Source organism: Aeromonas sp. s12, assembly GCF_040907925.1.
Lineage (GTDB): Bacteria > Pseudomonadota > Gammaproteobacteria > Enterobacterales > Aeromonadaceae > Aeromonas > Aeromonas veronii.
In genome coordinates this window covers 236,947-263,938 of the sequence record NZ_JBFOCT010000008.1, presented here as the reverse complement: position 1 = coordinate 263,938, position 26,992 = coordinate 236,947, and the positions used below count along the sequence as shown (strand labels likewise).

General features: G+C 61.3%; 24 protein-coding genes. 6 read left to right on the top strand and 18 right to left on the bottom strand.

Translation table 11 applies throughout. The features are described from left to right. Positions 1-99 precede the first annotated feature (99 nt). From AB5Y67_RS03460 to hybO, 11 genes are all read right to left on the bottom strand, one after another. The gene (locus AB5Y67_RS03460) at positions 100-741 is read right to left on the bottom strand and encodes an ATP-binding cassette domain-containing protein (protein WP_199428159.1); all 642 of its coding nucleotides are present in this window, start codon (positions 739-741) and stop codon (positions 100-102) included. Next, positions 741-1,529: an ATP-binding cassette domain-containing protein gene (locus AB5Y67_RS03455; protein ID WP_199428160.1), complete on the bottom strand. Its 789-nt coding sequence runs from the start codon at positions 1,527-1,529 to the stop codon at positions 741-743. Before AB5Y67_RS03455 ends, AB5Y67_RS03460 begins: the two co-directional genes overlap by 1 nt. Then, a complete protein-coding gene (locus AB5Y67_RS03450; protein WP_139407721.1) occupies positions 1,523-2,338 on the bottom strand; it encodes an ABC transporter permease in 816 nt (271 codons plus the stop codon). Before AB5Y67_RS03450 ends, AB5Y67_RS03455 begins: the two co-directional genes overlap by 7 nt. Then, positions 2,328-3,338 (bottom strand): ABC transporter permease, encoded by a 1,011-nt coding sequence (locus AB5Y67_RS03445; protein WP_199428161.1) that lies wholly within the window; start codon positions 3,336-3,338, stop codon positions 2,328-2,330. Before AB5Y67_RS03445 ends, AB5Y67_RS03450 begins: the two co-directional genes overlap by 11 nt. Then, entirely contained in the window at positions 3,323-4,945 is a 1,623-nt protein-coding gene (locus tag AB5Y67_RS03440; protein WP_199428162.1) for an ABC transporter substrate-binding protein, read from the bottom strand. The genes AB5Y67_RS03445 and AB5Y67_RS03440 overlap by 16 nt, the downstream gene beginning before the upstream one ends. Positions 4,946-5,076: 131 nt before the next feature. Continuing rightward, the gene (gene hybE / locus AB5Y67_RS03435; RefSeq protein ID WP_199428163.1) at positions 5,077-5,616 is read right to left on the bottom strand and encodes a hydrogenase-2 assembly chaperone; all 540 of its coding nucleotides are present in this window, start codon (positions 5,614-5,616) and stop codon (positions 5,077-5,079) included. Further along, positions 5,598-6,128: a HyaD/HybD family hydrogenase maturation endopeptidase gene (locus tag AB5Y67_RS03430; protein ID WP_150389199.1), complete on the bottom strand. Its 531-nt coding sequence runs from the start codon at positions 6,126-6,128 to the stop codon at positions 5,598-5,600. The genes hybE and AB5Y67_RS03430 overlap by 19 nt, the downstream gene beginning before the upstream one ends. Beyond that, positions 6,128-7,831, bottom strand: coding sequence for a hydrogenase 2 large subunit (gene hybC / locus AB5Y67_RS03425; protein ID WP_199428164.1), 1,704 nt, complete (start codon positions 7,829-7,831; stop codon positions 6,128-6,130). The genes AB5Y67_RS03430 and hybC overlap by 1 nt, the downstream gene beginning before the upstream one ends. Beyond that, positions 7,828-9,015, bottom strand: coding sequence for a Ni/Fe-hydrogenase cytochrome b subunit (hybB, locus tag AB5Y67_RS03420; RefSeq protein ID WP_005351459.1), 1,188 nt, complete (start codon positions 9,013-9,015; stop codon positions 7,828-7,830). Before hybB ends, hybC begins: the two co-directional genes overlap by 4 nt. Next, positions 9,008-10,054 (bottom strand): hydrogenase 2 operon protein HybA, encoded by a 1,047-nt coding sequence (gene hybA / locus AB5Y67_RS03415; protein WP_199428165.1) that lies wholly within the window; start codon positions 10,052-10,054, stop codon positions 9,008-9,010. The genes hybB and hybA overlap by 8 nt, the downstream gene beginning before the upstream one ends. Before the next feature lie 2 nt (positions 10,055-10,056). Beyond that, entirely contained in the window at positions 10,057-11,190 is a 1,134-nt protein-coding gene (gene hybO / locus AB5Y67_RS03410) for a hydrogenase 2 small subunit (RefSeq protein ID WP_047435203.1), read from the bottom strand. A 1,254-nt stretch (positions 11,191-12,444) separates the two neighbouring features. Here hybO and AB5Y67_RS03405 point away from each other — a divergent pair. Continuing rightward, positions 12,445-13,491: a diguanylate cyclase gene (locus AB5Y67_RS03405; protein WP_199428181.1), complete on the top strand. Its 1,047-nt coding sequence runs from the start codon at positions 12,445-12,447 to the stop codon at positions 13,489-13,491. 5 nt (positions 13,492-13,496) lie between these two features. On the opposite strand, the gene AB5Y67_RS03400 is transcribed toward AB5Y67_RS03405, so the two are convergent. From AB5Y67_RS03400 to AB5Y67_RS03385, 4 genes are read right to left on the bottom strand one after another with little or no spacing between them, the layout of a single operon-like run. After that, positions 13,497-14,672 (bottom strand): glycosyltransferase family 4 protein, encoded by a 1,176-nt coding sequence (locus AB5Y67_RS03400; protein WP_199428166.1) that lies wholly within the window; start codon positions 14,670-14,672, stop codon positions 13,497-13,499. A 12-nt stretch (positions 14,673-14,684) separates the two neighbouring features. Beyond that, positions 14,685-15,956 carry a glycosyltransferase family 4 protein gene (locus tag AB5Y67_RS03395; RefSeq protein WP_199428167.1) on the bottom strand — a complete coding sequence of 424 codons (1,272 nt, stop codon included), beginning with the start codon at positions 15,954-15,956 and terminating at the stop codon, positions 14,685-14,687. Next, on the bottom strand, positions 15,953-17,359 hold the full coding sequence (locus tag AB5Y67_RS03390) for an O-antigen ligase family protein (protein WP_199428168.1): 1,407 nt from the start codon (positions 17,357-17,359) through the stop codon (positions 15,953-15,955). Before AB5Y67_RS03390 ends, AB5Y67_RS03395 begins: the two co-directional genes overlap by 4 nt. Beyond that, positions 17,347-18,666, bottom strand: coding sequence for a lipopolysaccharide biosynthesis protein (locus AB5Y67_RS03385; RefSeq protein ID WP_199428169.1), 1,320 nt, complete (start codon positions 18,664-18,666; stop codon positions 17,347-17,349). The genes AB5Y67_RS03390 and AB5Y67_RS03385 overlap by 13 nt, the downstream gene beginning before the upstream one ends. Before the next feature lie 299 nt (positions 18,667-18,965). Between AB5Y67_RS03385 and AB5Y67_RS03380 the strand changes: the two genes are divergently transcribed. From AB5Y67_RS03380 to AB5Y67_RS03365, 4 genes are read left to right on the top strand one after another with little or no spacing between them, the layout of a single operon-like run. Further along, complete coding sequence (locus tag AB5Y67_RS03380; RefSeq protein ID WP_199428170.1) at positions 18,966-19,721, top strand: acyltransferase; 756 nt, start codon at positions 18,966-18,968, stop codon at positions 19,719-19,721. Then, a complete protein-coding gene (locus AB5Y67_RS03375) occupies positions 19,718-20,917 on the top strand; it encodes a glycosyltransferase (protein ID WP_199428171.1) in 1,200 nt (399 codons plus the stop codon). Before AB5Y67_RS03380 ends, AB5Y67_RS03375 begins: the two co-directional genes overlap by 4 nt. After that, positions 20,914-23,460, top strand: coding sequence for a hypothetical protein (locus AB5Y67_RS03370; protein ID WP_325793787.1), 2,547 nt, complete (start codon positions 20,914-20,916; stop codon positions 23,458-23,460). The genes AB5Y67_RS03375 and AB5Y67_RS03370 overlap by 4 nt, the downstream gene beginning before the upstream one ends. Before the next feature lie 11 nt (positions 23,461-23,471). Continuing rightward, a complete protein-coding gene (locus AB5Y67_RS03365) occupies positions 23,472-23,948 on the top strand; it encodes a hypothetical protein (RefSeq protein ID WP_325793788.1) in 477 nt (158 codons plus the stop codon). On the opposite strand, the gene AB5Y67_RS03360 is transcribed toward AB5Y67_RS03365, so the two are convergent. Both AB5Y67_RS03360 and AB5Y67_RS03355 read right to left on the bottom strand, forming a co-directional pair. Next, positions 23,926-24,372: a hypothetical protein gene (locus AB5Y67_RS03360; protein ID WP_247822894.1), complete on the bottom strand. Its 447-nt coding sequence runs from the start codon at positions 24,370-24,372 to the stop codon at positions 23,926-23,928. The two genes, AB5Y67_RS03365 and AB5Y67_RS03360, sit on opposite strands and share 23 nt — an antisense overlap. Positions 24,373-24,462: 90 nt before the next feature. Next, positions 24,463-25,230 (bottom strand): hypothetical protein, encoded by a 768-nt coding sequence (locus AB5Y67_RS03355; RefSeq protein WP_139433630.1) that lies wholly within the window; start codon positions 25,228-25,230, stop codon positions 24,463-24,465. A gap of 157 nt (positions 25,231-25,387) precedes the next feature. On the opposite strand from AB5Y67_RS03355, the gene AB5Y67_RS03350 reads away from it, so the two are divergent. Further along, positions 25,388-26,233 (top strand): DUF1194 domain-containing protein, encoded by an 846-nt coding sequence (locus AB5Y67_RS03350; protein WP_325793789.1) that lies wholly within the window; start codon positions 25,388-25,390, stop codon positions 26,231-26,233. Between the two features lie 85 nt (positions 26,234-26,318). Here the strand turns inward: AB5Y67_RS03350 and AB5Y67_RS03345 are convergent, their stop codons facing one another. Beyond that, the gene (locus AB5Y67_RS03345) at positions 26,319-26,963 is read right to left on the bottom strand and encodes a hypothetical protein (RefSeq protein WP_325793790.1); all 645 of its coding nucleotides are present in this window, start codon (positions 26,961-26,963) and stop codon (positions 26,319-26,321) included. Between the last annotated feature and the right edge of the window lie 29 nt (positions 26,964-26,992).

Here is a 26,992-nt window from a genome sequence, read left to right as displayed (position 1 = left end):
AGATTTTCCAAACCCTAAACCCCGAGCCTGGTGAGATGGCTCCGTCTGCCCCCTTCTCCCCTTGCGGGAGAAGGGCTCGGGATGAGGGGGAACTAACTATCAGGCCGCATTTTCAGCCAATACACCAGTCACGGGCTGCATCTCCCTAAAGCGCAGCACCCGATGGCAGATCTGGCGCAGCAGCGCCTGCTGGTGGCTAAAAATCACCATACCTAGCCCGCGCTGCTCGCACTCGCGCATCAGCTCCTGCCAGAGCTGCCGCTGAATTTGCGGATCCAGCTGGGCAGTCACCTCATCGGCAATCAGCAGACGGGTGCGGGGATCGAGGGCGCGCAGCAGCGCAATGCGGGCCAGCTCGCCACCGGAGAGTTGACCGGGTTTACGACCGAGCCATTCAGGCTTGACCATAAAGCGGGCCAGCATGGCCTCATCGGGGCGCCATACATCCCACAGCGCCTGCCCGGTGGTACGATAGGGATTGAAGGTGAGTTCAGGGTGCTGGGGCACCAGCTGGATGGGGTTATAGCCTTTTACCTGTGCAGGTACTGGCTGCCCATCCAGCAGGATCTGCCCGCCAGCCCCAACCGGTTGCCAACCGGCCAATACCCGCCCCAGCGTGGTCTTGCCATGGCCGCTGGGGGCAGAGATACCGAGCCGCTCGCCCGCTTTCACCGTCAGCGATAATCCCTGCCAGAGGGGACGTTTCCCCTGCGCGATGGTGAGATTTCGTACTTCCAGCATCAGGAGACCTCCGGCACAGAGAAAAGCGAATTGAACTCCGGCAGTGCCTGCCAGTGGGCACGTAGCATCTCGCTCCCCTGCCCCTGTCGCAGATGGTGGCAGCTCAAGGTATCGCTCACCTGCCCCTGATGCAGCGCCACAATGCGATCGGCAAAGCGGGCCGCCAGCGCCAGATCGTGAGTCACCCAGAGGATGCCGCTGCCCTGATTGGCCAATTCACGCAACTGGCCGAGCAGCTGGCAGGCCAACCCTTCATCAAGCCAGGCGGTGATCTCGTCCGCCAAAATGTAGCGGGCACCACCTAGCGCCGCAGTGCAGGCCAGAATGCGCTTGGCCATGCCGCCGGAGAGCTGGCGCGGATAGCGGTCCAGCGTGGTGGCGGGCAGCTGGTAGCGCAGCAACTGCTGGCCGAGCCGCTCGCGAGAACCGCTCAGACCGCAGAGGCGCGCCGCACGCCCCAACTGGCGCTCCACCGTCAGCAGCGGATTGAGGGCGCTCACCCCCTGCGGCACATAGCAGAGGGTGTGGCCGCGCAGACGGGCGCGGCTGGCATCGCACAGGGGCGTGCCATCGAGGGAGATGGAGCCGCGCATGCGCAGGTTTTCCGGCAGCAATGTCAGGGCGCTTTGCAGCAACAGGCTCTTGCCCTCGCCGCTCCCCCCCACCAGCGCCACTATCTCTCCCGGCGCCAGTTGCAGGCTGATATCGGTCAGCAAAGGCTGCCAGCTGCGCCGCCCCAGCCAGGAGTAGTGGGCCGCCTCTATGGTCACATGGTCAAAACTCAGCATGGTTCACTCCTGTGCCACAGCAGCTGTTGCAAGGCGCGAGTAGCCTGATCAAAGAGCAGTACCAGCAGCAGCAACATCAGTCCCGGGAAGAGGGCCAGCCACCAGCCACCGCCGGCCAGATAACGCAGGGCATCGGCCAGCAGCAGGCCCAGCGAGGCCTCGTGGGCCGCCAGACCAAAGCCGAGAAAGCTCAAGGCCGCGCTGTGCAGCACCGCATGGGGAAACATCAGCAGGGTGCCGATAAACCACTGGGGCAACAGCCCCGGCAACAGGTGGGTACGCCAGCGGCGCAGCGCCCCCATCCCCTGACAGCGGGCCAGCACCACATAGTCGCTGCAGGCGATCCGCCGCGCCTCGGCGCAGAGAATGAGCGCCAGCTTGGGCCAGTGGGTAAGCGCCACCGCCAGGATCACCCCGCGCATACCGCCCCCCACGGTAAAGCAGATAAGGATCAAGAGCAGCATATGGGGCAACGCCAGCATGGCGTCGATCACCATTCGTACCGCCGCATCACATCTGGGGTGAATGAGCGACACGCTTGCCGCCACCATGGCCAGTAGCCCACTGCAGAGAGCCGTGCTGATGCCGAGTTCCAGACTTGTTAGGGTGCCCTGAAAGGCGCGCAACCAGAGATCACGCCCCATCTGATCGGTGCCGAACCAGTGGGTCAGCGAGGGGGGCTGCTGGCGCGCCAGCAGATCCATCGGCACATCCTGATGAGAGAGGCTCCAGCCGTAAGTGGCCAGCAGCGCCAGCCCGATCATTGCCACGGCCAAGCGCACCATAGAGGGAAACGGATTAAACAGCATGCTCACCCTCCCAGCCCCGATTGATGCGTGCCAGCAGCAAACTGGCCACCGTATTGCCAATAAAGACCAGCAGGGTGCAAAAGAGCACGATTCCCATCAGCAGGGGGATATCCCCCCGCAGCCCCGCATCCACGGTCGCCTGGCCGAGCCCCGGATAGGAGAAGACCTTCTCTGCCAAGAGCGATCCGCCAATCAGTTCACCGAGCGAGGCAAACTGCAGGCAAAGCGCTGGGGTCAGGGCATGGCGCAGCACATGAAAACGCAGCATGGGCCAGCCGCCATCCCCCTGAGCCCGGGCGTAGCGGATAAAGTCGCTCTCCAGCACCTCGGCCACCCGCCCCCGGGTATGCAGGGCAATATTGCCCACCCCGAGCAGCGCCAGGGTAGTAACCGGCAGCAGCAGATGACGCAGCCGCATGGCCCAGTCCACCTCATCGGCAGCGAGCCCCGGCGTCCAGGCGCAGCAGACTGGTAGTAGTGGCCAGTGCACCGCAAACAGGGCGAGCAGCAACAGGCCGACCCAGAAGGTGGGCAGAGAGGCGAGCAGGTAGGCAAAGCGGCAAATCAGGCGATCGGGCCAGCGGTTGAGATAGCGACCGGCGCAGAGGCCCAGCAAAATCCCGAAAAAACCGGATAGCAGCCAGGCACCCGCCAGCAACAGGAAGGAGGCAGCAAAGCGCTGGCCTATTACCTCACCCACAGGTGCGTTGTAGAGCATGGAGTAACCGAGATCTCCTTGCAGCACCTGACTAAACCAGTGCCAGTAGCGCAGCCAGAGCGGTTGATCCAGCCCCCAACGGGCGGCTATGCGGGCGTATTGCTCCGGCGGCACATGGAGCAGATCGTTGCCGATATAGGCCTTGATGGGGTCGATGGGGGAGTAACTCAGCAGCACAAAGGTGGCGACCGAGACCAGACAAAGCAGCCCTGCCAGACGCAGCAGGGCTTTTAGCAACAGATAACCTGAATGACTCAAGGGCGAACTTACCGGCACGTCCACCGCCAATCCTGCAGGTTGTTGAGCAGGGACCAGCTACCGTGGATTTCCGGCGCCCCCTTGCCAAGATCGATGCAACGGTTGGCGAGATAGGTGTGCTGCACATTGAGCAGCCAGGCCCAGGCGGCATCTCCCTGCACTCCGGCGCCGGTCTTGCCATCCCACTCCACCTGCTGCCAGAACGGCACGGCCGCCTGCCAGTTCGGGGCATCCAGCGCCTGCTTGAGGTGGCCATCCACCACAGGGTTGCTGTAGTAGCCCGGGTTGTAGAACTCCACGCCACCGGAGCCGCTCTGGTAGTGGTGATAGAGCTCCATGGGATCCAGACTCCCCCACCCCATCAGCACCGGATTGGCGTGCATCTCCCGCTCCACCTGCTCCCAGCTGCCGGACTTGAGGCTCACCTCGAGGCCGATGGGTTTGAGCATGGCTCGCACCGCTTCCGCCAGATCACGGCGGGTGCTGTCGCCACTGGTGTACCAGAGGGTAAAGGCTGCGCGCAGATTGCCCTTGTGGCGAATGCCATCGCTGCCCCTCTTCCAACCCGCCTCGTCGAGCAGGGCGTTGGCATGGGCGACATCCCCATCCTTGAAGGCGGTGGCTTTGTTCAGCCAGGGCAAGCCTTCCACCGCGCTGTAGGCGGGGATGGCATGTCCTTCCAGTAGCTGGTCGGCCAGTAGCTTGCGGTCGATGGCGTAGTTGATGGCGCGGCGCACCGCCACATCCGAGGTCACGTCGTTGCCGATGGGATAACCCTTGGCATCCTTGCCGCCCGCAGGCGGAATGGGGAAGACGATACCGCGGTTCTCCACGCTCGGCCGCACCCAGAGCTTGAGGGAAGCAGGCACGGTTGGCGCCAGTGACGGGGCGATGCGCACCACATCGAGCTGGCTACTCTGGGCGACGGCATAGGCGCTCTCTTCATCGATAAAGACAAACACCAGCCGTTTGAAATCGTTGTTGCCGCCGGCGTAATAGGGGTTCGCCTCTACCACCAGTTGCTGACCGGGCAGGAAGCTCACCAACCGGTAAGGGCCAGCACCGACCGGTTTTTGGGCATAGGCTTTTGCGTCGTAATCCTGCTTCGACACTATCCCCAAGGAGCCCAGCACGTTGACGAAGGTGCTCTGAGGGGCGCTAAGAGTGATGGCCACCTCGGTGGGCGAGAGCACCTTGGCCGAGACAAAGTTGCCCATGTCGATCTTGCCGCCACCCTTGGCCGCGCTGTTGTAGGTAAAGGCCACATCCTCGGCGGTGAGCGGCGCGCCGTTGGAGAATTTCAGATCAGGCTTGAGAGTAATGAGCCACCCCTTGCCATCCTTGCTTGGGGTCACCGCTTGGGTGAGCACATTCTGCCAACTGAGATCGGCAGTATCGCCAGCAATCTGTTTGAGCAGCGGGCTGTGCAGCAGCAGGTAGCTGCCGTGGCTCCAGCCGAGCAGAGGGTCAAACCCTTCGGTGGGCTCACTGCCGATGGCGAGCTTGAGCTCGGCAGGCACAGGTTGAGCAGCGGCCAGCGCCGTGTGAGAGGCAGTGCCCAGCAGCAGGGTCAACAGGGCGGTAGCGCTGGATCTAGCGTAATGGCGAAGGGATTTGCGTGGAACAGTCATGGGGATCCTTCTTGTTTTGTACCACTCACGGATCATCACTCAAAAAAGAGGTGGAATGCGTGTCTGAACATGGGAGTGAGGGGCCAAAATGGCCCCCTATTCTAAACTTGATTTCGCGTGAAACCTAGCAACTATGCCGGTTGACCGCGCCGGGCACCGAATAGCCGTCTGCGGCCCAGATCCACGCCGCCAGTCCCTTGCTGCACCGGCAAGGAGAGCAGCATCTTGAGGGTGCTGCTCACCAGCGCCCGCCCCTGCTCGGTACCGAGATGGGGATCGAGCGGCGACATCAGGGAGCAGGCCAGCAGCTGACCACTTTCGGGCAATTCACCCACCATAAAGGTCATGTTGCCGCAGGGGAGCTGCAGGGCGAGCCGATCGCTGCTGCTGCGAACCGGCCAAAGCTGATCCGGCCCTGGCAGCACCACCACGCTCAACATCCAGGGGGTGAGCACGCAGCCGAGCCACTGTCCTTCAAACAGCACGCACTCCGCCACAATGGGCATGGTGGCGTGATAGAAGGGCAACGCCTGCATCTCTTCGCGAGCGATCCGCTCGTACTGGGCTATCAGCAGAGGCGCGGGATTGCTGGCAAAACCGGCAAACTCCTGCGCTGTCTCCGGTACTCTCTCCAGCACTCTCTCAGCCTCGCTTAAATGGGACTGCGCCATAAACCCTCCCGCGCTTGTTCAGCTTTCTCCTGCTCAGAGAGTGCAATGGCGGGCGCGCCAACGGCGGCCAGCAGGGTCAAAATCCGATCCGTCGCCTCCCCCATGGCAGCCGCCACCACGGGGGTGAGGCCGATGCGCGGTTCGAGGGATGCGGGCTCGACCCCGATCAAGGTGAGTCGCTTGGGCGACTCCCCCGTCATGTGCAGCGCCGAGAGCACGTCCGCCAGCCCCAGTTGATGGGGGGAGATCTTGCGGCCAAACAGGGTCGGGATCTCCTCATCCTTCAGGGTCACGACTGTGCCCGGCGGATTACCGCTGCGCACCGCATCAACCAGAATGATGTGATCGCGACTGGCCATCGCTTCGAGCAACTCCATGCCGGCGGTACCGCCGTCGAGCAGCTCGATGCCGGGGGCGAAACGGTATTCGCGCCCCAGCCCCTCAACGATGCGCACGCCGACGGCCTCGTCACTCAAGAGCAGGTTGCCCACGCCCAGGATCAGGGTGTTCATCACAGCACCTTTACCTGAGTCGTTTCACCATTTTGGGTATCCACCACATGCACTGCGCAGGACATACAGGGGTCGAACGAGTGGATGGTGCGCACCACTTCCAGCGGTTTGGCGGGATCCGCCACCGGGGTGCCCACCAGCGCCTGCTCGTAGGGGCCGGGCTCGTCATTGAAGTTGCGCGGGCCCGAGTTCCAGGTCGATGGCACCACCGCCTGATAGTTCTCGATCTTGCCGCCCTTGATGACGATCCAGTGGGAGAGCATGCCGCGCGGCGCCTCTTCAAAGCCCACACCGCGAAACTCTTTGTCCGCCGGGATCTCCGCCTTGATATAGGCGGTGGTATCCCCCTTGCCGATGTTGTCGACCAGCGCCTTCCACTGATGGGACAGGGTATCTTTGAGCACGCAGCAGCGCACTGCGCGACCGATGATGCGGCCCATGGTGGAGTGCAGCTGCTCGGTCTTGATGGCCGAGCCGGTGAGCGCCTTGTAGATGCCGTTCAGCTGATCGAAGTGCGCCACCGTCTCCGGGTGTTTGGCGGCCAGTTTCACCAGCAAGTCTGCAAGCGGCCCCACCTCCACCACCTTGCCGTAGAAGGTGGGGGATTTGACCCAGGAGTATTTGCCATCATCCTGCCAGCCGGTGTAGTTGGGCTCAGTCTTGCCCTCCCACGGCTTGAGAGGCTCGTCATCCTTGTACCAGGCGTGCTTGTTGCTCTCGGCGATGCCGTCCATCAGCCAGCCATCCTGATGGCTCTCGATGGGGCGATAGCCGGCCAGATTGCCATTCTCGATATAGCCGCCCGGCATCAGGAAGCTGCCGCCGTTGGCATCGGTGGGCAGCTCCGGCACGCTCAGGTAGTGCTTGGCACCCTGCCCCAGATGCAACCACTCGGGGTAGTGCGCGGCTATGATGGCAGCATCCACCTTGTAGACCTGCTCGATAAACTCGCCAAGCCGGTCGATAAAGCTCTTTACGTAGAGCAAGCGCTCCAGGTTAAGCACGCTAGGTGCATCCAGATTGATGGGGTTGGCCACGCCGCCCACCGCCAGATTCTGGATGTGCGGGCTCTTGCCACCGAGGATGGCGACGATGCGGTTGGCATCGCGCTGGCACTCCAGTGCCTGCAGGTAGTGGGCCACGGCGATGAGGTTCACCTCCGGGCTCAGCTTCATCTCCTTGTGGCCCCAGTAGCCGTTGGCAAAGATGCCGAGCTGGCCGCTCGCCACCAGGGCGCGGATCTTGTCCTGCACCTTGGTCAGTTCATCGGCACTGTTGAGGGACCAGGTCGATACCCCCTTGAGCATGTCCGCCGCTTTTTGCGGATTGGCCTCAAGGGCCGCCGTGATGTCCACCCAGTCCAGCGCGGAGAGTTGATAGAAGTGGACGATGTGATCGTGGATGTTGTGGGCCGCGATGATGAGGTTGCGGATGAACTGGGCGTTGACCGGCACCTTGGCGCCGATGGCGTTCTCCACCGCCCGCACCGAGGCGATGGCGTGAATGGAGGTACATACCCCGCAGATGCGCTGCACTATCATCCAGGCATCGCGCGGGTCGTTGCCCTTGACGATCTCCTCCATCCCGCGCCACATGGTGCCGGACGACCAGGCTTTGGTCACTTTACCGCCTTCGATTTCACAGTCGATACGCAGGTGCCCCTCAATGCGGGTGATGGGGTCTATGGTGATACGTTGGCTCATACGTTGGCTTTCCCTCGGGCCTGATAATCTTGGTGAACACGTTCAAGTGATGGCAGTACCGGCAGCAGCCGGATCAACAGCAAATAGGCACACACCTCGATGGCAACGAAGCCCAGAGAGATCAGCACCTCCTCCGCAGAGGGGAAGTAGTGGTAGCCATTGCCGGGGTTGAAGGCGAGCAGGGAGTAATCCAGTCGCCAGAGGGCGGCGCCCAGCAGCATGCTGAGGGCCCCTAGGAACAACATGCGCGAATCCCGGCGGCTCTTGTCCCAGTGGAACACCAGCAGCGGGAAGATCATCAGCGCAATCTCGCTCCAGAACATGATGGAGAAGCGATTGAACTCGGAGAGATACTCCGACTTGTCGTGGATGACGATCTCGGCAAAGCGCAGCGCCACAAACAGGATCAGGAAGATGTCGATCACCTGGGTCAGCTTGTAGAAGAGCGACTTCTCGTTGGGGCCCCGCCCCGCCAGTCCCGCCTGCACCAGAGAGCCCTCAAATACCACGATGGAGAAGCCCATGATGAAGGCGGTCAGCAGCGAAAAGACCGGCAGCAACTCGTAGCTTTGCCAGAGCGGATGGATCTTCTCCCCCGCGACGATCATCAACGAGCCCATGGAGGATTGGTGCATGGTGGGCAGCAGAGCCCCCAGCGCCAGCACGAAGAACATGATCTTGTTGAGGCGAATAAGTGACGCCTTCCAGCCGAACTTCTCCAGCAGCACGGGCGCAAACTCCAGCGCCATCACCCCGATATAGATGGTCATGCAGACCGCCGTCTCGAACAGCACCGAGGAGGTGTTGAAGTGACCGGGCAGGTAGAAGTACGGCAGGTTCCAGTAACGGCCCACGTCGATAGTGATGGAAAGGCCGCCCAGCGAGTAGCCAAACAGGCTCGCCAACAGGGCTGGTCGCACCAGCGGGTGATACTCGCCCCGGTTGAACACATAGACAGCCCAGGCCAGCGCCCAGCCGCCACAGGCGAAACCGGTACCGATCAAGAGATCGAACGAGATCCAGAGCCCCCAGGGGTAGCCGCCATTCAGGTCGGTGACCGAGCCCAGCCCGAAGACGAGGCGTTTTAAAATCAACATGCCGCACAGCACGGCAAAGGGGGCCAGCACCAGCACAGGCCAGCTGACCAGCTTGCCGCCGAGGGGATGTGCCTTGTGATTACTCATGATCCTTGCCTCCCTTTGTAGTGCCCTGATCCTTGATCTGCGCACTTCCCTGATCATGGCCATCATCGTGATGATGCTCGTGATCATTCTTGGTGTTGCGGCGAATGAGCACCGAGAGGCCGGTCAGCACCACCATGGGCAGCACCATCCCCTTGTAGAGGGTGTGCTGGATATGCTCGGAGCGAGCACCGGAGGAGAGCTCCGGCAAGTCGGGCATGTCGAGCTTGGTATAGGGCACCCCGGCCAGCACCAGCACCTGGGTGCCGCCCCCCTCCTTCTCGCCATAGACGTAAGGCTGGTAGTTGGGCACTTCGTGCAGGTAGGGGTCGTTGGCAGAGAGGGTCTGGCGCGGATAGGCATATTCGCTGCCCGGGGTCGCCAGCAGGCGACGCTTGGCCTCGGCCATCAGCTCCTCGCGGGTACCGAAAATCACTGCGCCGGTGGGGCACACCTCGACACAGCCGGGCAACTTGCCCTGATCGATCCGCTCAAGCCCCTTCTGGTTGCAGAGCTCGCACTTGTGGATCGCCCCCAGCGGATTGTCGTAGTCATATTTGGGCACATCGAACGGGCAGCCCACCATGCAGTAACGACAGCCGGTGCAGACGCTCGGGTCGTAGTGAACGATGCCGGTCTTGGGATCTTTTTTAAGAGCCTGCACCGGACAGACAGAGACGCAGTTGGGATCGACACAGTGCATGCACTGCTTCTTGATGTAGGCGTAGCCATCCACCAGCTGATCCTTGTGCTCGCCAGTACCGCTCTTCCACACCTGAATGATGTTGTTGGTGTAGGGGGTCAGCTTGTCGTTGTTGGACCAGGTTTGCGCCCCGGCTGGATTGGCCGGATTGCCGTTAAGGCGCTGACACTCCGCCACACAGGCCTGACAGCCGACGCAGAGGGTGGAGTCGTAGAGCATGCCGAGTGCGCCGGGAATGGGCGGCTTGTTCTTGGCCGCCGCCAGTACGGTGCCGGGTACGGCTGTGCCCGCCGCCAGCGCACCGACGGAGGCGAATTTGAGGAAGTTGCGTCTGTTCACGGTTACTCCTCCCGTGATGGGTGCTGCCCGGCTTCGTGGCGCTTCTGCTGGCGACCGAGTTCACGCACCGTCATCAGACTCACCCCTACCAGCACCCCGAGGGCGCCACCGATAAGGCCAGTCGCGGTGGGCGAGGTATAGCCCCCCTCCTGAATTTTCACATCGGGTTTATCCACCCGCGGAGTCGGGTTCTCGACCTTGGCGAGCTGGAAGATCCCCTTGCTAAAACCCACCCCCTGCTCGTTACAGCCATAACAGGGGTGACCGATGCCAACCGGCCAGATGCCGCCGCCTACATCGCAGAACTCCAGGGTCGAGCAGTTGCCGTAGGTCTCCGGCCCTTTGCAGCCCAGATGGTAGAGACACCAACCCTGACGGTGACCCTCATCACCAAACTCCTTGGCAAAACGCCCTGCGTCGAAGTGCGGACGACGCTCGCAGTTCTCGTGGATCAGCCGCTCATAGGCAAACAGCGGACGCTTCTTGCTATCCAGTGCCGGCAGCTTGCCGTAGGTGATGTAGTAGGCAACCGTGGTGAGGAAGTTGTGGGGATTGGGCGGGCAACCCGGGATATTGATGATGGGGGTGCCGATATTGCCGAGGGCCTCTTCCAGACTGACCGCGCCGGTCGGGTTGCCGCCACTGGCAGGAACGCCACCCCAAGCGGCACAGGAGCCGATGGCGATGACGGCAGCGGCATCACTGGCAGCACGGCGAATATGGTCGACGATAGGCTCACCGGCCACCATGCAGTAGACGCCGCCATCCTTGAGCGGAATGGAGCCATCCACTACCAGCACATACTTGCCTTTATAGCGCTTGATGGCGTTGTGCTTGTTCTCTTCCGCCTGATGACCAAAGGCCGCCGAGAGTACCTCGTGGTACTCCAGCGAAATGGTGTTGAGGATCAGGTTCTCGATGGTGGGGTGGGTGGCGCGCAGCAGCGATTCGGTACAGCCGGTGCACTCCTGCGCCCCAATCCAGATCACCGGCGGCCGTTCGGGGCTGGTGAGCGCAGTGGCCATCTTGGCGACGGCATGCTGACTTAATCCCAGGGTTGCGGCCATCCCGGCACACAATTTCATAAAATCACGGCGATTAATCCCATGAGCCGATAAAAAATTATCCTCGACCATTCTACTTATTCCCGTAGTGAGCACTTGTTTGATAAATGCTTAATAGCGGAAATGCTAAGGACTCACCCACCCTGCAGTATTGATCTCTATCAATTTCGACCGGCTTACCCCTATTTTCATAGCGAGCCACATCACAAATGAAATTAATTACCCCCTAAGAGATATTTAGCGACACCGTAAATTTTATGAACTTAATTGGATATTAAATAATTAATCACCGCATATCCTCTCTTTCACTGTGAACCAAATTAACATGACTGAAATCTTGGCTATACCGCTCATTTAACAATAATGACGCTCAACAATAAATGATCCATTGAATATATCTTTACTCATCTCATTGCATATTTCATGCAGTCATCTACGGGCAACCTCCTGACTTGCCTCTCCATACCAGAACTGTCTCACGGCCAGCTGCCACCGGTAGCAAGCACGGCTTGCACGGCACGATTTACCTGCATGTCGCTTGGTTTCAGTTTGCATTTAGCCTGCACTGGACGACGATGATTGCTTCTGCTAACCCACACAGTACAACCCCGCTTGGCCTCCCTGATGTTTAACACAGCTTAATGAAAAGATGCCGCCGAGGTATGCATATCAGTATGACCTCCCCCACTCTTTCTTGTCTTGGATGCTGGTGAGTAAAATATCGCGCTCACGGATATGTTTACGCATCATCGTGAATCTGCATTCAAATTAATGGTAAGAGAAAAGGCAAGGTGGAAGGCTGTCTGCAACATAGACATCATATTTAACTCGCGATGCATTCGCTCATCCGGTTACAGATGTTACCGCCCACCTTCACACTATTTACCTTCACGTCACCCTGCGTAATTAACCAGTGCGTAAATATCCATTCCCATCGATATAGATGATAATTATTCTTGTTCAATGGCAACCCCAAAAAATGAGTTTGGATGACGATGAACATGACAAACGATAAGGGTGTTAATCATCAGCCGAGCAGTGGCTCCAGCAACTACCTTGCCTTATCGAACTCGTTGACAGCCCTGCTCAGCTCGTGAAATGCAGCCCGCAGCGGCCGCCGTTGCAGAGAGAAGCCTCCCCCTGACTGCCTCTGATAACCACGCCATGGAGCCTTGTTTCTGGCTGGCCCAATGGACACTTGCCAAGTGCGGGAATTGAACAAAAAAACGAGAAAAATCAAGATAGATAGCCAATTAAAATGACATAATTGACTATAGTTCAATCGAACGTTTGAAAAACGTGACCACTTCACATGGGCCCAGCGCAATGACCACTGAACGGGAACAGTTGATCCGCTCACTGTTTGATGAGTACATCGAGATGTATTCATCACGGAATGATCGGCTCACCACGCGGTTTAGCGACAATTTCAGCGGCTTTGCCGGCAGCAGTGATGTTCTGGTTACCGATAAAGATGAGTGGATCCGGATAACCCGCCGCGATTTTGCCCAGATCCCGGGCAGGATCCGCCTGGAAATACTCGATGTGACCCTGCAAGATCTGGCCGCCGATGTGGTGGCTGTCACCGCCTTCTTCCATATCCATCTACCGAAATCAGAACCTATCCTCTCCCGCAGAACCGCCAGGCTGGTATTGATTTTTCGACACGAAGCCATGGCGTGGAAAATTGCTCACAGCAGTATCTCCATCCCTTACAGTGCGGCTCGGGAAAGCGAAATTTACCCAATGACCAGTCTGGAGGAGCGCCAACATGAGCTGGAGCTCATTATCGAGCTCAGAACCAAAGAGCTGGCGGAAGCGAACCGGAAACTGGAAGCGCTCAGCAATACCGACGGGCTCACCAATATCGGCAACCGTCGTCTGTTCGACAACTCATTGAACCAGGCCTGGGAGCACTGTATTCAGACAGAGATGCCGATTGCGCTCATCATGCTCGACATCGATCATTTCAAGCAGTTCAACGACCTCTATGGCCACGTTGCCGGTGACGAGTGCCTTCGATTGCTGGCCCATACCCTGGCGCAATCCGGGCGCCGCTCGGGGGAGTTGGTGGCCCGCTACGGCGGAGAGGAATTTGTCATCCTGTTGCCACATGTCGAGCGTCAATCCGCCTATGAAATTGCCCAACATATCCAGCGACTGATTTTTGCACTCGCGCAGCCACACGCACAAAATACCACCGGTCTGGTGACCGTTAGCATGGGTGTCGCCTGCCTCAGACCATCGAGTCACCGGCAACCGTCTGAACTGGTAAAACTGGCTGATGCTGCGCTCTACACCGCCAAATCATCCGGCCGTAACTGCATCAGAGTGGCGGAGTCACCCAGCCTCCCGCAACCAGTCTGCCCATAAGTCCCTCATACACCCCCATCCTCCCCGTGGGGAACCACTGCGCGCCAACCATGCACGGCAAGGCTCAACGCATCCCATCGCAACATACCTTCCCACTGATCCAGTGTGCTTTGATAGGTATCTGCCGCGTTGTAATGGACCATGGCATGCAGGCGGGCATGATGGCCAAGTCGCTTGATCACGTCGGGCATGGCATTGAGGCTGGCCAGCACCCGCGCCAGATCGCCGGGATCGTTTGGCTGATATTTGCGGCAATTCACGTCATCGGTGAGGTGTCGATCCCACCAGGCGCCATCGGCCGGGATCACTACGCATAATCCTGCCGCCATGGCCTCCAGAATGGAGAGACCAAAGGGTTCCTGATGACTGGTGGAGACAAAAATGCCGCATCGAGATCGGATCTCGTCAAGATTGGCGGGGTTGGCATACCAGTGCGTGTCTGGCAGCTGTGGCTGAGGCTGGCTGCAGGGTTGCAGCGTGCCCTTGGGTTGCAGATAGCACACCATCAGCTCGGGGCGAGCGTCAGGGATCATTTGATGGGCGGCCAGCATGGTCTCCAGCCCCTTCCAGCGCAGCAACGAGGCCGCCCACAAAATACGAGGCCCCCCCAGGGTCGCTTTGGGCCAATCAATCTCGCTCAAACCATTGGTAAATGGCTGCCAGTGTGACGGGAACTCGGTCTCGCCAAGCCGGGCCAGCAATGCCGCCAGGGAGCTGCGGGTTGATTCGAGATAAAACACAAAACTCGCCCGTTGCAAGGCTCTGGCAGAGAGCCCCGAGCACCCCACAGGGCCATGGATCAGCTGAACCACCCGGCACCGCAACCAGCGGGCCGCCCAGTAACAGCAGAGATCCACCCCCGGCCCGGACGCCGCCACCAGGCACTTCACCTCCCCCAAACGCAACACCAGCCAGAGGATGAGCAGGGTCTGCCACCCCTGTTTGAGCAGATAACCGATGCCGGACTCCCGCCCCTTCAATATGTGGGGCAGCCAAAGGGGATGATGCTGACAACGGGACCAGGAGTCGGGATCCTGGGTCAGCACATGGCATGTGAGCCCGGGCATCCGTTTGGCCAACTCATCAAGCAGCACTTCGGTCGCAACCTTGGAGCCCCCGCGAAACGGGATGGGATCCACAACGATGATCTTTCCGAACACCGGCTCAGTTTGCATGCTCATCTTGCTGCTCCCTTACTCTGGCACCTTGCGGCGGCCAAACCCCAACTGCACTTTTTGCGCCACCTTGGCCATCCCACTCGCCAGCATATTGCGCCCTCTGGCAAGGAGTCGTTGCCCCGCCCAGTGAATGAGTGGTCGGAAGGGTGTGGAGGCCGTGTAGTGCCAACGACCAGCCAGCGCGGCGTCCCACACCGCCGTGACCCCGTCAACGTAGCGCGCCACCGTGAACAACTGTGCAGCACGCAACTTAGCGGCCCGCCCCATCGCACATCGGCGCTGCGGATTGCTCAATTGCCGCCAGTGATCAGCCATCTCGGCCCAATCCCCCGGGGTTGCCAGCAAGCCGGTCACTCCCTCCTCCACCACTTCGGGGATGCCGCCCACTCGGTAGGCACTGACCGGAAGCCCCAACATGCCCGCCTCCGCCAACGTCAGACCAAACACCTCCTCACGGGCGCCGGAGACCAGCAGATCCACCCCGCCCCGCAAGATAGCCGCACTGTCCGGCCGCTCGCCCAAAAAGTGGACCCGCTCGGCCACCCCGAGTTCGACAGCCAACGCCATCAATGCTTCCCGCTCCGGACCGCTGCCAATGATCAGCAACTGAGCCTCCTCCCCCGATGCCATCAGGGCAGCCAGCGAGCGGATCAGCAGATCAATCCCCTTGCGTTTGATCAATGAGCCGACGGTTGCGATGATCATATCCCCCGGGGGCAAGCCCAGCATGCCGACGACCGGCCAGTGAGCACCACCATTCAGGCGAGCGGCATCCACCCCGTTGGGTACCCGGATCAACCGCTCGGCCGCGCAGCCATCCTGGCGCCAACCGGTCAACACCGGCTCGCTCACCCCGATCAGCACGCTTGCCTGATGAACCCGCAGGCTGAACCTGTCTCTTGGCTGGTAACGGGCATGGAGGTGGCACACCAACGGTACCTGCAACACCCGACAGACACCCACCAGCCACTGACAAGGAGCCGCGCTGTTGGCGTGCACCAGCCCAATCTGCCGCTCGGTGATGAGCTCTCTGGCTTGCCGGGAGAGGCGCCGATGGGCAGCAAGATCAAAGCGGGGCGCCTGCCATCCCAGCAGCAGGCTGAACGGCTCGACCATGGTTTCGACCCCGAGGGTAGCCGCCTCTGCCGCCAGCGTCGGGCTATTGCACCAGAGCAACGGCGTAAACCGGCTGCGATCGAGGTGGGCCAGCAGATCCAGCAGGCAGCGTTCGCTGCCGCGGATCCAGTCCTCTCCGTAGTGAACCAGCAAAACAGGGGTTGCGTTCATCCTCTTGCTCCCGTTGGTGGCACTGCCGGCAACCGGGTTGCCTCCTGATGATCCTCAGCGGTGGCCTTCACCTCTGTGGCCGCCTGCTGCACGTACTTGATGGCGGCGACGGCCAGCGCCAACTCCAGATAGATGGGCCAGGTAAACCCCTGGGTCAGGAAGGATCCCGAAATCACAAACCCCACCATGCTGGCCATCACCCCCTGCATCGCCGTGATCACTGCAGGAGGCATGCCAGCAAGCTGGCAACGCCAGCAACTGCGCAGGGTCACCGTCACCATGCCGATAAACAGCGCCAGCCCGACAAAGCCGGTTTCAGCCAGCACCCCGAACCAGGTGGAGTGCACCGCATGATTGAGTCCATCCCAATGGGGGCTGTAGAAGAAGTAGTTGTAATAGAAATTGGACAAGCCCACCCCCACCAGCGGATGGCCCAGCGCCATGCCCCAGGCCGCTTGCCAGGCGTAGATCCGCCCCATGGCCGAGGCATCGACCCCGCTTTCGGCGGCGCCGCCAGATGCCCGGTCACTGATCCCGGCGGCGGCAAACAGCACCACCAGCGCGACCATCCCCATCGAGATCAACAGGGTTTTCGACTTCACCCGCTGCCAGGCAAACAGGCCGCTGACCGCACACACGCCAAGCAAGCCGCCGCGGCTCTGGGTGGCGATAATGGCGGCCGCAGTCAGCGCAAAGCCGAGCCCACCCAGTAAACGCCCCCCCACCCCATTGCCCTGATTGAGCAGCAAGCTCAGCGAAAAACCGGCAGGAAAGAGCAGCACCAGCGCCAGATCGTTGGGATCCCCCAGCACAGAGCCCAGCTCGCGCCCTATGGTCACCCGGGTGCCCTCCACCAGCCCGATCCCGCTCGCCTTGTTGTAGAGGGCCACCAGCGCCACCAGACAGCCCGCCACAACAAAGGTGCGCACCGCCAGCGCAAAATCCCCCGGGGTGCGCACCAACCAGGCGGTGGCCAGGGTCATCAGATAGATCTTGCTGTAGCTGCCGGTCCAGGTGGCGATCGCTTCGCCCCGGTTGCTGGCAAACAGCACACCGATGGAGACCATCACAAAGAAGGCCGTCAGCCAGCTCAGGGCTGGACTCCAGTAGGGCTTGATCCGGCCGGTCAGCAAAATGTGCCAGACCAGCGCGCCGATGGCAGCCAGCGAGAAGAGCAGCGGGATCTTGAGGGGATAGAGCTGGGGGAACACCTCATGCAGCCGAAAGAAGGAGAAGGTGACAAACCCCAGCACCATCAAGAAGGGCCAGCGCAGGGCAAACCAGATGGCGGGAATGGCAAGGCCAAGCACCGGCAGCAGCAAAGGATGGGGCAGCCGCCACCAGAGCAGGGCCAGCACCAGACAGATGGCGCTTGCCCAGATGGCTGGCGTTAGACGAGCCATGATCCTGCCCACCATTGGCCGAGCCAGACCATCGCCAGCGCCCCAAGCGAGCTGGCCCAGAGGGTCGAGAGGCGATACGGCAGCGGCAGCAACCGCTGGCTCACCAGATAAAAGGCCAGCGCCCGTACCAGATAGACCAGTAGCAGGGTCCAGATCACCCCGGCGACCCCGAAGGGGGGGATGGAGAGCAGAAAGCCTGCCACCCCAAGGGCGCTGCAGCCCAGATTGATCACCATCTGGGCGTTGCTCTTCTCGCCGCTAAAGCAGCCGACATTGAGCAAGTCCGAAACATTGCGCACCGCCATGCCCAGCACCAGCAGCGGAATATAGGCAATCGCCCCGTGATAGCTCTCCGGGGTCAGCCAGCGAATAAGCAAGGGGGCGGTAAGCCCGACAATCCCCGCGGTGACAAACCCCAGCACCGACCCCATCACGCTGTAGTGGGCATTGAGTCGCAGTCCATCCGGTTCGCGCAGCAGCATGAAACGGCGGGGATACCACCAGAGGGCAAAGGGTTGCAGCAGAAGTCCCACTGCCAGCGCCAGCTTGCCCGCCACCGCGTAGTAGGCAAGCAGCGCCTCCCCCACCACATCGGCCAGCAACCAGCGATCCAGTCCGCTCAGGGCAAAACCTGCCAGCCCGCTCACCACCAGGGGCAATCCATAGCGCAGCAGCGGCCGATAGTGCTGCCAGTCAAAGCGGATCCCGCTATCTCGCCACTGCCAGAGGCTCAGCAGCAGCGCCAGTGCAACGCAGGTCAGGGTGCCGGAGGCCAGCACCCCGCTCACGCCCCAGCCGAGCCAGAGCCACCAGCCGGTCAGCACCGACTGGATCACCGCCTTGCCTGCGGTCGCCACGAAAAAGAGCCGGGCCTGATTGCGCATCCGCAGCCATGCCAGTGGCACGCCGATCACCCCTTCAAACGGCAGGGCGCAAAGCACCCAGCGCACATCCGCAAGGCGGGTTTCCACCGGCAGCCAGGCTTGCACCACAGGCGCCAGCAGCCAGAGCAGCACCAGACTGGCCAGGGCGATCAGCCAGACCAGCCCAAACATGCGGGCCACTACCTGCTGGCGCTCCTGCTCATCTTTCGCCAGTCCGGCAAAGCGGTAGAGGGCATCCACCAGCCCGAAGCCAAGGATCAGGGAACCCAGATTGATGAGGGTCAGCAGCACCTCCAGCTGGCCGTATTCACGAGGCAGCAGCTGATGGGTCAACACCGGCAGCATCAGTAGGGAGATCCCCTTCATCAGGAGCAAGCCGCCGGCGTAATAGAGCATGGCAATCTGGTTCACACCAAGTTTCATAGGGCCTCCCAGCCACCCGAAGCATCCTGCTCCGGGTCAGCTACCGCTAATGCAAAGCCCACGCCACTCACTCCCGCCCTGAAGCGATAGCCCCTCTGTGCGGCTTAACCGGCCTGAACAAGCCCAGAATGAGACTGGCATTTGCGTTTTGCACAACGCTGGCTGCAAATTGCACCGACCGGCGCAATCTCCCCCTCCTCTTAGCCCCATTTGGCCCGATCCCGCTGGGGTCGTCCTGTTGGCCCGATCCCTGCTTTCTGCATAGCGAGCAACGGACTGCACCAGAGGGAGAGGTCGCCATGAACACCATCAACCTGCACCGGATGAAAAGCTGGGCCAAACAGGGAGAGACGCCACTGGCTCGCCGGGTATGGCGACTGGCCAAAAGTGCCCGCCACTGGTCACTCCCCGTGATCCCACCCCTGCATCGGCTGCTTTATCGGCTCTATCTGCTGGGCAGCAACGCGCTGGCGACCCTGACCCGCACCCTCTGGTGGACCCCCTTGTTTCAATCTCGCCTGACGGCCCCCGCCCCGCGCCTCTATCTTTATGGCGGCATCCCCTATATCAGCGGTCCGGTCACCATCGAAATTGGTGCCGACTGCCGCCTCAGCGCCGCCATGACCATCAGCGGCCGGGCATCGAGCCAGACACCACGGCTGGTCATTGGCCGCAATGTCGGGATTGGCTGGCAGACCACCCTGGCGGTGGGCAGCAAGATAGTGCTGGGGGATAACGTCCGGATTGCAGGGCGTGCCTTTCTGGCGGGCTACCCGGGGCATCCGATCAACGCCCGCGATCGCGCCCTTGGCAAACCGGATCGCGATGAACAGGTGGGGGCCATTGTGCTGGAGCAGGATGTCTGGCTTGGCACCGGGGTGATGGTGATGGCCGGTGTCACCATAGGCGCCGGCACCATTGTCGCCGCAGGCAGCGTCGTCACCCGGGATCTGCCCGCAGGTGTGCTGGCAGCGGGTGTACCGGCCACCGTACTGCGCCCGTTGCAGCCACAAGATCACAGCGACCCCGCACACGCTTTGGAGACCTTTGCATGAAACCACACTCACTGCCGCAACTGGTGGTATTGGGAGAGGATTGGGGCCAGCACCCCTCCAGCACCCAGCACCTGATCAAGCGTCTGCTGCCCGATTATCAGGTGCTCTGGGTCAACTCCATCGGCATGCGCTGCCCCCGTTTTACCCTTCATGATCTCACCCGCATCGTCCGCAAACTAGGGGCCGTGCTGCGCGGCGCGCGCCATGCTGGCGGCCAGTCGGTTTCGCCATCAGAGGTCAGCAGCCCCCGGGTTCTGCCGCCGCTCGCCTTGCCACTGCCGGGCAGTCGGCTGGCGGGCAAGATCAATGGCCACTGGCTGGCGGCGCAGATCCGGCGCCAGTTGCCCGAGCTGGATCGCCCCCTGCTCTGGATCTCCCTGCCCAGCGCCGTCGATCTGATTGGCAAGCTCGAAGAGCGGGCGGTGATCTACTACTGCGGCGATGACTTCTCGGCGCTGGCGGGGGTGGATCATCAGGCCATCGCCCACTGCGAGGCCCGACTGGTGGAAAAAGCCGATCTCATTCTGGCCGCCAGCCCTGCGCTGGCCAGCCGCTTTCCCCCCCATAAAACCCGGCTCCTCAGCCACGGGGTGGATCTCGAGCTGTTTATGCCTCCCAGAGAACGCCCGGCGGACCTCCCCTCCGGCCGTCCCATTGCCGGATTTTACGGCAGCCTGAGCGACTGGATTGATATCCCCCTGCTGGCAGAGACGGCGACCGCCCTGCCCCACTGGGATCTGGTGCTGATTGGCCCGGTCCAGACCGATATCTCCCCCCTCAAGGGGCTCCCCAATATCCATCTGCTGGGGCCCCGTCCCCACCACACGCTGGCGGCCTATGCCCAGCACTGGCAGGTGAGTCTGCTGCCCTTTGTCGACAACGCCCAGATCCGTGCCTGCAATCCGTTGAAATTGCGCGAGTATCTGGCCGCAGGGCGCCCCATCGTCAGCACCGATTTTCCGGCTCTCGATGGCTATCGGGATCAGATCCAGCTCCCCCACGATGGAGAGAGCCTGGCCCAGGCCATCAATCGGGCCGCCTTTGATCAATCCAATCCGGGCTGGTTTCAGGAGAGTGGCTGGGAGGGGCTCACCCGCAGCGAAGGGCGCCACACGCGCCAACAGCAGGTGGCCCTGCAAAGCTGGGATCACAAGGCTGCCGAGCTGAACAACTGGTTGAAGGGGCTGCCCGGATGAGCAGAGGGCTCTGGCTGGTTATCCTGCTCTGCGCCAATGCAGCGATGGCCACTACCCGGCTGGAGGGGCAGACCCCGCTGCCCCTGACAAGTAACCAGACACCCCAGCGGCTCGATCTGAGCACCCACAGCTGGCCAATAGGCAGCGATGATGAACTGGTGATCGAGGGCCATAACCCCAGCGCCCACCCGCAAACCCTGATCCTGCGTATCGACGACGAGGCCTCGGTCAACTACCGCAGTCGGGTCAATCTGGAGCGGATTGTCGCACCCGGCCCCTTCACCCAGCGCTTTGCCTTGAGCGAGTGGCGCACCAGCCAACCCAGAGCGCTGGAGTTGGACAAACTCACCAAGCTCTATCTCTTTATGGCCGATAACGCCCCCTCGCTGACCATTCACCGCTGGTACTGGCAGCCCGGCCTGACTCTGCCTGAGGGCACCATTGCGCTGGATCTGGGGGCGGCGGCTGCGCCCCGCTTTACCGGCTTTGAAGCCCTGAGCCCGGGGGATCCCCGGCTGATTGGCCATCCCACCCCCATCTTGCGCCCCTCCGGCGATGCCCTTGTGCGCGATGGGCTGCGCAATCTGGACGGGGTACGGCTGGACCTGGCCAAAGGGCGCTACCAGCTTACCCTCTGGCTCGATGACCCCGGCGAGTGGGAGTACCTGCCCCACCCCTTCGAGCGCAGCGTGCTGGTCAATGGCGAGCCCATCTGGGCCGAGCAGTGGCAACCGCAGGAGTGGCTAACGCAGCGCTATCTGGCGGGACAATCCCGCGAGGCACTGCCAAACCCGGATCCCTGGCAGCTGTTCGGGGCACGACAGGGGGGCCCCGTTCATGTCACTCTGAACCACCCCGGCGGCCCGATCACTATCACATTGGTGGGTCACTCACCGGATGCCAAATACCTGGCGGGGCTGCTGCTTGCCCCCTATCCGGCCCCCACCAGCAAAGGGGCTCTCCCGAATAGTGGAAAAGATCTCGCCATATTGGCTGATGCTACCGCCATCGTGCTGACCAAGCAGAGCCAGCTGTTTTTGGAAAAGTGGACTCTGGCCCCCTATTCCCCAACCCCAGCCCCAGCCCCAGCTGCGCAGCAATTGAGCCTCACGCCGATTACGGATGCCGCCCCAACCCTGCAGATCGCCCCGCTATCTGCGGCCGATGCGTTGCAGCAGGCTTCACAACCCGTGCTGGCCGCCCGTGGCAGCCAGCTGTTGCTGGAGTTTGCCATCCACGCCACCACCGACGATCCGGCCCCCTTGCTGGTGATCCAGCCCCCCGAGCAGGCAGGATCGCCGCTGGCGCTGACCCCCTATTACGGCAAGTGGCATCTGGTTCGCCCGCAGGCGAGCGGCACCCTGCTGGCCCCCTCGGATCAGGAGCTGGTCGAGGGGGTCGCCGGACTCACCCTGCTGGCAGGCGTACCTCGGCGTCTGGTGTTGCAGATCACCATCCCCCGCGATGCACCTGCCGGTCACTATCTGGGCAATATTCAGCTGCTCAGCCAACAGCAACTGGTGCAGCTGCCACTGACTATTGAGGTGCTGCAGCTGACCCTGCCCGCGGCCAGCAAGCCGGTCGGCATCTATATCGAAGCGCCCCCCTATCTCAACTGGCTGAGCCCCAATCCCGAAGCGTTAAAAGAGCAGATCGCCGAGGCCAGTCGCTGCGATCTGCAGCGGCTCGCCAAGCTCGGAATCAGCGGCCTCTCGCCCGCCCTGCCACAAGATGAGGCGGGGATGCGGGAGATCATGGGAGAGGCGGCCGGGCTCGGCTTTGTGCCGCCCCTGCTGGCCTATACCCCGCTCAAACGCTGGGGGAACGACCCTGCCAGCCAGCTTGATCAGTGGCAGGCGCGGCAACAGGGGCTGACCGCCAGCGGCTTGCCGCCAGTGGCATGGAGCCTGTTTGATGAGCCGGATCTTGCCACCCTACCCGCCATCACCACCCTGGCGCGGGAGATGAAACGGCGGGATCCGGCGGTGATCCGCGCGGGCCACTTCAATCATCCGGGTCAGGTTGGTCTGTTGGCAGAGGTGGAGATTGCCCTGATCAACGCAGGCTTTGGCGCCGACAAGGCCGATGTGGCGCGGGTACGCCAGCACAAGGTCATCCCCTGGTTTTACAATCTGGGCACCCCGAGAGCCGCCGGGTTCTATCTGTGGCAGAGCGGCGCCGAGGGCTATTTGCAGTGGCATGGCCGCATGCCCACCGCCCTGCCCTATGACCCCACCGACGGGCGGGAGAGCGACTTTATGCTGCTCGGCCCGCAAGCCTGCGAGGCGCACCGCCTCTCCCACGATCTGCTGCTGTTGCAGCAAGCCATCGAGGATCTGCGCTGGCTCGCCTGGCTGGAGCAGGAGGCCCGCTATCAAGTAGAGGCCGCCCTGCTGCTGGAGCGTCTGCGGGATCAGCTGCCGACCCGCTGGCAGGTGGCAGAGCAACTGCCCTCTGCCGCCTGGAACCAGTGGCGCCGCGAGATTGAACAACTGGCCAAGGGATTGAAAACATTGCAAACTGGTGCCAACTCATCCTCCTGAAGTGACTGCGTATGGCCAACCAGACTCCCCGCTCCACAGCAAAAGACAGCGCCCTGCGCTGCCTGTTGCCTCTGATGCTGCCGCTGCTGATCCTCACCGGTTGCGCCCGTCAGGAGCCGGTCAATGAGACCCTGCCAATCCTCAACCAGTTGCGGGAACAGCAGCTGGCCGAACAGCCCCAATTGCAACTGCAGTACCAGAAAGCGGAGACGCAACTTGCGGCGGATCAGGAGCAGCAGCTGCATCAGTTTTTAGGCCGCAAGGATCCGGCCAGGATTGCGCTGATAAGCGGCCCCGGGCTGCAAACAGACATGCTGGAGAGTGCGCGGATGGCGAGCGTGCGACTGACCGCCCTGACCCGCTTGCTGGGATCTCGCGCCATTGAGCTGGAGCCCCGCTATGACCCCATGCTGGCCCCCAATACCTTGCTGATCCGCATTCTGCCAAACGGTGAATCGGGGTTGGTCACCCCAGCGGCGGCGCAATAAGGCCGAGGCAGGTGGTCGGCAAGGCCACCCGATAGAGGGGATATGGGGACAGCCCCCACAATTTGCGCCAACCCTGGGTAAGACGGTACGAGAGCAGCGGCGGACTCTGGTGCAGCTCGCCTAAAAACATCACCCCTTGGCTCATCCCTTCACCCGCCAGCGTCACTGACATCGCCTCGCTATCCGGTGCCACCAGCATGGCCTGCAGCAGGCCATCACAACGGGGATGGGCCAGCTGATAGCTGACATAGGTGCCGCCCAATACCGGCGTGGCCACCCGCAAGCGCCAGCCCATCTGGACCAGCTCCAGCAGCATGGGCTTGGCTCCCTCGTTAACTGCCCGGTTCTGATAACGCCAGCCCATGGCGGCAACACTGAGCAGCGCCACCAGCAACAGCAACAGATATCCCCTAGATAGATGCATCACGACGCCCCCGGATAAAGAGAATGGTCATCACCAGCAGCATCATATTGACCACCCGGCCCTGATAACGCCACCAACCGCAGATATCCCTTAGACAGACGCATCACGGCGCCCCCGGATAAAGAGAATGGTCATCACCAGCAACATGATGGCCCACTGGTAGAGCTGGGCCAGCGAGCCGGTATGCAGCCAGCCGTACCAGCGCAGATCCAGACTCATCAGCACCAACCGCAGCTGATTGGCCCCGATATAGAGCAGACAAACCAGCAGCAACATGGGCCACTGCCGGTAGAGTGGGCGCTCCGGCGCCAGCCAGCAGCAAGAGACCAGCCAGGAGAGCACCACCAGATAGAGCTGAGAAAACGAGGAACACCCCTTGAGCACAATCAGCGCATGGCCCCCCAACCGCTCGATGCGATTGCCATCAAGGCGAGTCTCCCAGCCCAGCAGCTGCAACCACTGGCCCACACCCCAGGCATCGAGCGCCAGCACAGGGCCGGAGAGCAACGCAAACACCTGCTGCCCCCACAACACTGCCACGGTAAAGGCGAGCACAATCTGCAACACCGCCCGCTCATCGCCACTCTGATGACGGCGCCATAGCGAGGCCACCAACAGCAGACAGGCCAGCGCCTTGCAACTGGCGCTGGGGATCAGGATCAGCAGGATAAAGAGGGCGAGCGCCAGTGGATGCAGGCGCCAGCTCGGTGCAACCCGCGATGCAATTTGCCACCAGATAGCAATCAGCAACACCACCAGCAGGTTGAAGTGGCCCATATTGAGCCACACCATGCCCCACTGATTGGCCAAACCAAGTAGCAGCCAGTTGGGTGCCCACTGCCAGGGACGGATCTCCATCGCAACTCCTGCCGGATATCAGCGCTTTTGACCGCTGTCGCAAGTTCCATGCCTGCCCGGCCTCACCCGGATCAAGCCAAGTCAGAGGATGCAAAAAAGCTGGCACGCTTTATTCATTCCCACTGCTGGCACTAGCGCCAGGGAGAAGGAGTGAGCAATGAAACTCAAACCGTTGGCAGGGCTGCTGGGGATGTTGTTGGTAACCTCCCCCGCATACGCCTTGACCGAAGTCGATACCGAACTGCAACTGCTGATGGATGTGTCGGGCAGCGTCAGTTCATCGGAATTCAATTTGCAGTTACAGGGCTATGTGGACGCCTTTTACAGTCAGGATGTACAGAGCGCCATCCTCGATACCAGCGGCGGCAAACTCGGGTCCATCGCGGTACAGATGATCATGTGGAGCAGCAGCAACCAGCAAAGTCTGATGACCGACTGGTTCCACCTCTACGACATGACCTCCATCAACAACTTCGCCACCACCCTGGATGCCCTGGTGCGCCCCTATGCGGGAATGACGGCCCCCGGTTCGGCCATGGCCTTTGGTGCCCAGCAGTTTGATACCAACAACTTCACCGCCGCCCGCCAGGTAATGGATGTGTCTGGTGACGGTATCCAGAACAACGGGCTGGATACCTCTACCGTTCGGGATCAACTGCTCGCCTCCGGCATTGATACCATCAACGGCATCACCATAGGTCAGGACTATGCCGATGGGGTGCTGCAAGAGTGGTATGTGGAGAACGTGGCGGGCGGTCAGGATGCGTTTGTGATCAATGCCACCACCTTCGCCGACTTTGGCAATGCGCTGGAGCTCAAACTGGCGGCCGAAATTGAGGGGGGCATTATTCCTGAAGGGGCACTGGCCGCCCCCATCGAGGAGATCCCGCTGGCCGCCCAGCTGCTGCTCGGTATGCCGCTACTGCTGGCCTGGCGCTATCAGCGCCGTAACCAAGGACGCCTGCAGCCCGCCAACGGGCAACTGGCACCCGCCATCGGCTGATTTATCACCCCGTGTGTCGCGATTAGGGAGCTATGGCTCCCTGATTTTTTTGTGGCGGTGATGATCTGAATGCAGAGCGCAAAGGCTAGTCGCCCTGACGAAATTCGCCCGATTGACCAATATGCCAGGTCTGACCATATGGATGATGCGCCGCTTGTTTTTCTGAGGGCAACAACGATAACGCCTCCAGAGTGGATGCGATAAGTTCACTCTTGCCCAGCGTCTGGCGTAGAGAGAGCGCCTCTGACAGCACGGCGCGAGCGTTATCATAGGCGCCGGTCTGTACGAGAGCCTTGCCAAGATGATGCAGTGCGAAATGCCGCATAAGGGATGTTGGTTGCAACCGACAAACTACTTGGGTGGCCAAACTGACAGCTTCGTCCGCACGGTCGAGCCGCTGCAAAACCTGCACCAGGCGTAGTTCTGAGCTAACGCGAGCAGCATCGTCCTCTGAAACCATCTGCGCGGAGATCACCTCTCGGAGAATGGCTTCTGCCTGAGCGGCTCGTCCCACACATAGCAACATAAAGGCGGCAACGCTCCGAGCTCTTGAAGCATCTTGTGATAATGCAGCATAGGGATGCAGGGCGAGGGACTGATTGGCAACTGCCAGCATAGCTATTGGGTCTACCGCTTCGGGGAGCAGATAGGGAGCGCACAAGCGGTATTCCGTACCGGTGCCTGCGACGCAAAACGTGTAGTCATCAGTGAGCGCCATGGGTTGATTCATCGATCCTCACGTTTGAAATAAGCTGCCTT

Bases quoted from the DNA above. Each gene is read 5' to 3' on its own strand.
- hybB (WP_005351459.1), bottom strand. From the start codon at position 9,015: ATGAGTAATCACAAGGCACATCCCCTCGGCGGCAAGCTGGTCAGCTGG.
- hybE (WP_199428163.1), bottom strand. From the start codon at position 5,616: ATGGCGCAGTCCCATTTAAGCGAGGCTGAGAGAGTGCTGGAGAGAGTA.
- AB5Y67_RS03455 (WP_199428160.1), bottom strand. From the start codon at position 1,529: ATGCTGAGTTTTGACCATGTGACCATAGAGGCGGCCCACTACTCCTGG.
- AB5Y67_RS03370 (WP_325793787.1), top strand. From the start codon at position 20,914: ATGAGCAGAGGGCTCTGGCTGGTTATCCTGCTCTGCGCCAATGCAGCG.
- AB5Y67_RS03440 (WP_199428162.1), bottom strand. From the start codon at position 4,945: ATGACTGTTCCACGCAAATCCCTTCGCCATTACGCTAGATCCAGCGCT.
- hybC (WP_199428164.1), bottom strand. From the start codon at position 7,831: ATGAGCCAACGTATCACCATAGACCCCATCACCCGCATTGAGGGGCAC.
- AB5Y67_RS03355 (WP_139433630.1), bottom strand. From the start codon at position 25,230: ATGGAGATCCGTCCCTGGCAGTGGGCACCCAACTGGCTGCTACTTGGT.
- AB5Y67_RS03375 (WP_199428171.1), top strand. From the start codon at position 19,718: ATGAAACCACACTCACTGCCGCAACTGGTGGTATTGGGAGAGGATTGG.
- AB5Y67_RS03405 (WP_199428181.1), top strand. From the start codon at position 12,445: ATGACCACTGAACGGGAACAGTTGATCCGCTCACTGTTTGATGAGTAC.
- hybO (WP_047435203.1), bottom strand. From the start codon at position 11,190: ATGGTCGAGGATAATTTTTTATCGGCTCATGGGATTAATCGCCGTGAT.
- AB5Y67_RS03365 (WP_325793788.1), top strand. From the start codon at position 23,472: ATGGCCAACCAGACTCCCCGCTCCACAGCAAAAGACAGCGCCCTGCGC.
- AB5Y67_RS03350 (WP_325793789.1), top strand. From the start codon at position 25,388: ATGAAACTCAAACCGTTGGCAGGGCTGCTGGGGATGTTGTTGGTAACC.
- AB5Y67_RS03395 (WP_199428167.1), bottom strand. From the start codon at position 15,956: ATGAACGCAACCCCTGTTTTGCTGGTTCACTACGGAGAGGACTGGATC.
- AB5Y67_RS03460 (WP_199428159.1), bottom strand. From the start codon at position 741: ATGCTGGAAGTACGAAATCTCACCATCGCGCAGGGGAAACGTCCCCTC.
- AB5Y67_RS03380 (WP_199428170.1), top strand. From the start codon at position 18,966: ATGAACACCATCAACCTGCACCGGATGAAAAGCTGGGCCAAACAGGGA.
- AB5Y67_RS03400 (WP_199428166.1), bottom strand. From the start codon at position 14,672: ATGAGCATGCAAACTGAGCCGGTGTTCGGAAAGATCATCGTTGTGGAT.
- AB5Y67_RS03385 (WP_199428169.1), bottom strand. From the start codon at position 18,666: ATGAAACTTGGTGTGAACCAGATTGCCATGCTCTATTACGCCGGCGGC.
- AB5Y67_RS03450 (WP_139407721.1), bottom strand. From the start codon at position 2,338: ATGCTGTTTAATCCGTTTCCCTCTATGGTGCGCTTGGCCGTGGCAATG.
- AB5Y67_RS03430 (WP_150389199.1), bottom strand. From the start codon at position 6,128: ATGAACACCCTGATCCTGGGCGTGGGCAACCTGCTCTTGAGTGACGAG.
- AB5Y67_RS03390 (WP_199428168.1), bottom strand. From the start codon at position 17,359: ATGGCTCGTCTAACGCCAGCCATCTGGGCAAGCGCCATCTGTCTGGTG.
- AB5Y67_RS03345 (WP_325793790.1), bottom strand. From the start codon at position 26,963: ATGAATCAACCCATGGCGCTCACTGATGACTACACGTTTTGCGTCGCA.
- AB5Y67_RS03360 (WP_247822894.1), bottom strand. From the start codon at position 24,372: ATGCATCTATCTAGGGGATATCTGTTGCTGTTGCTGGTGGCGCTGCTC.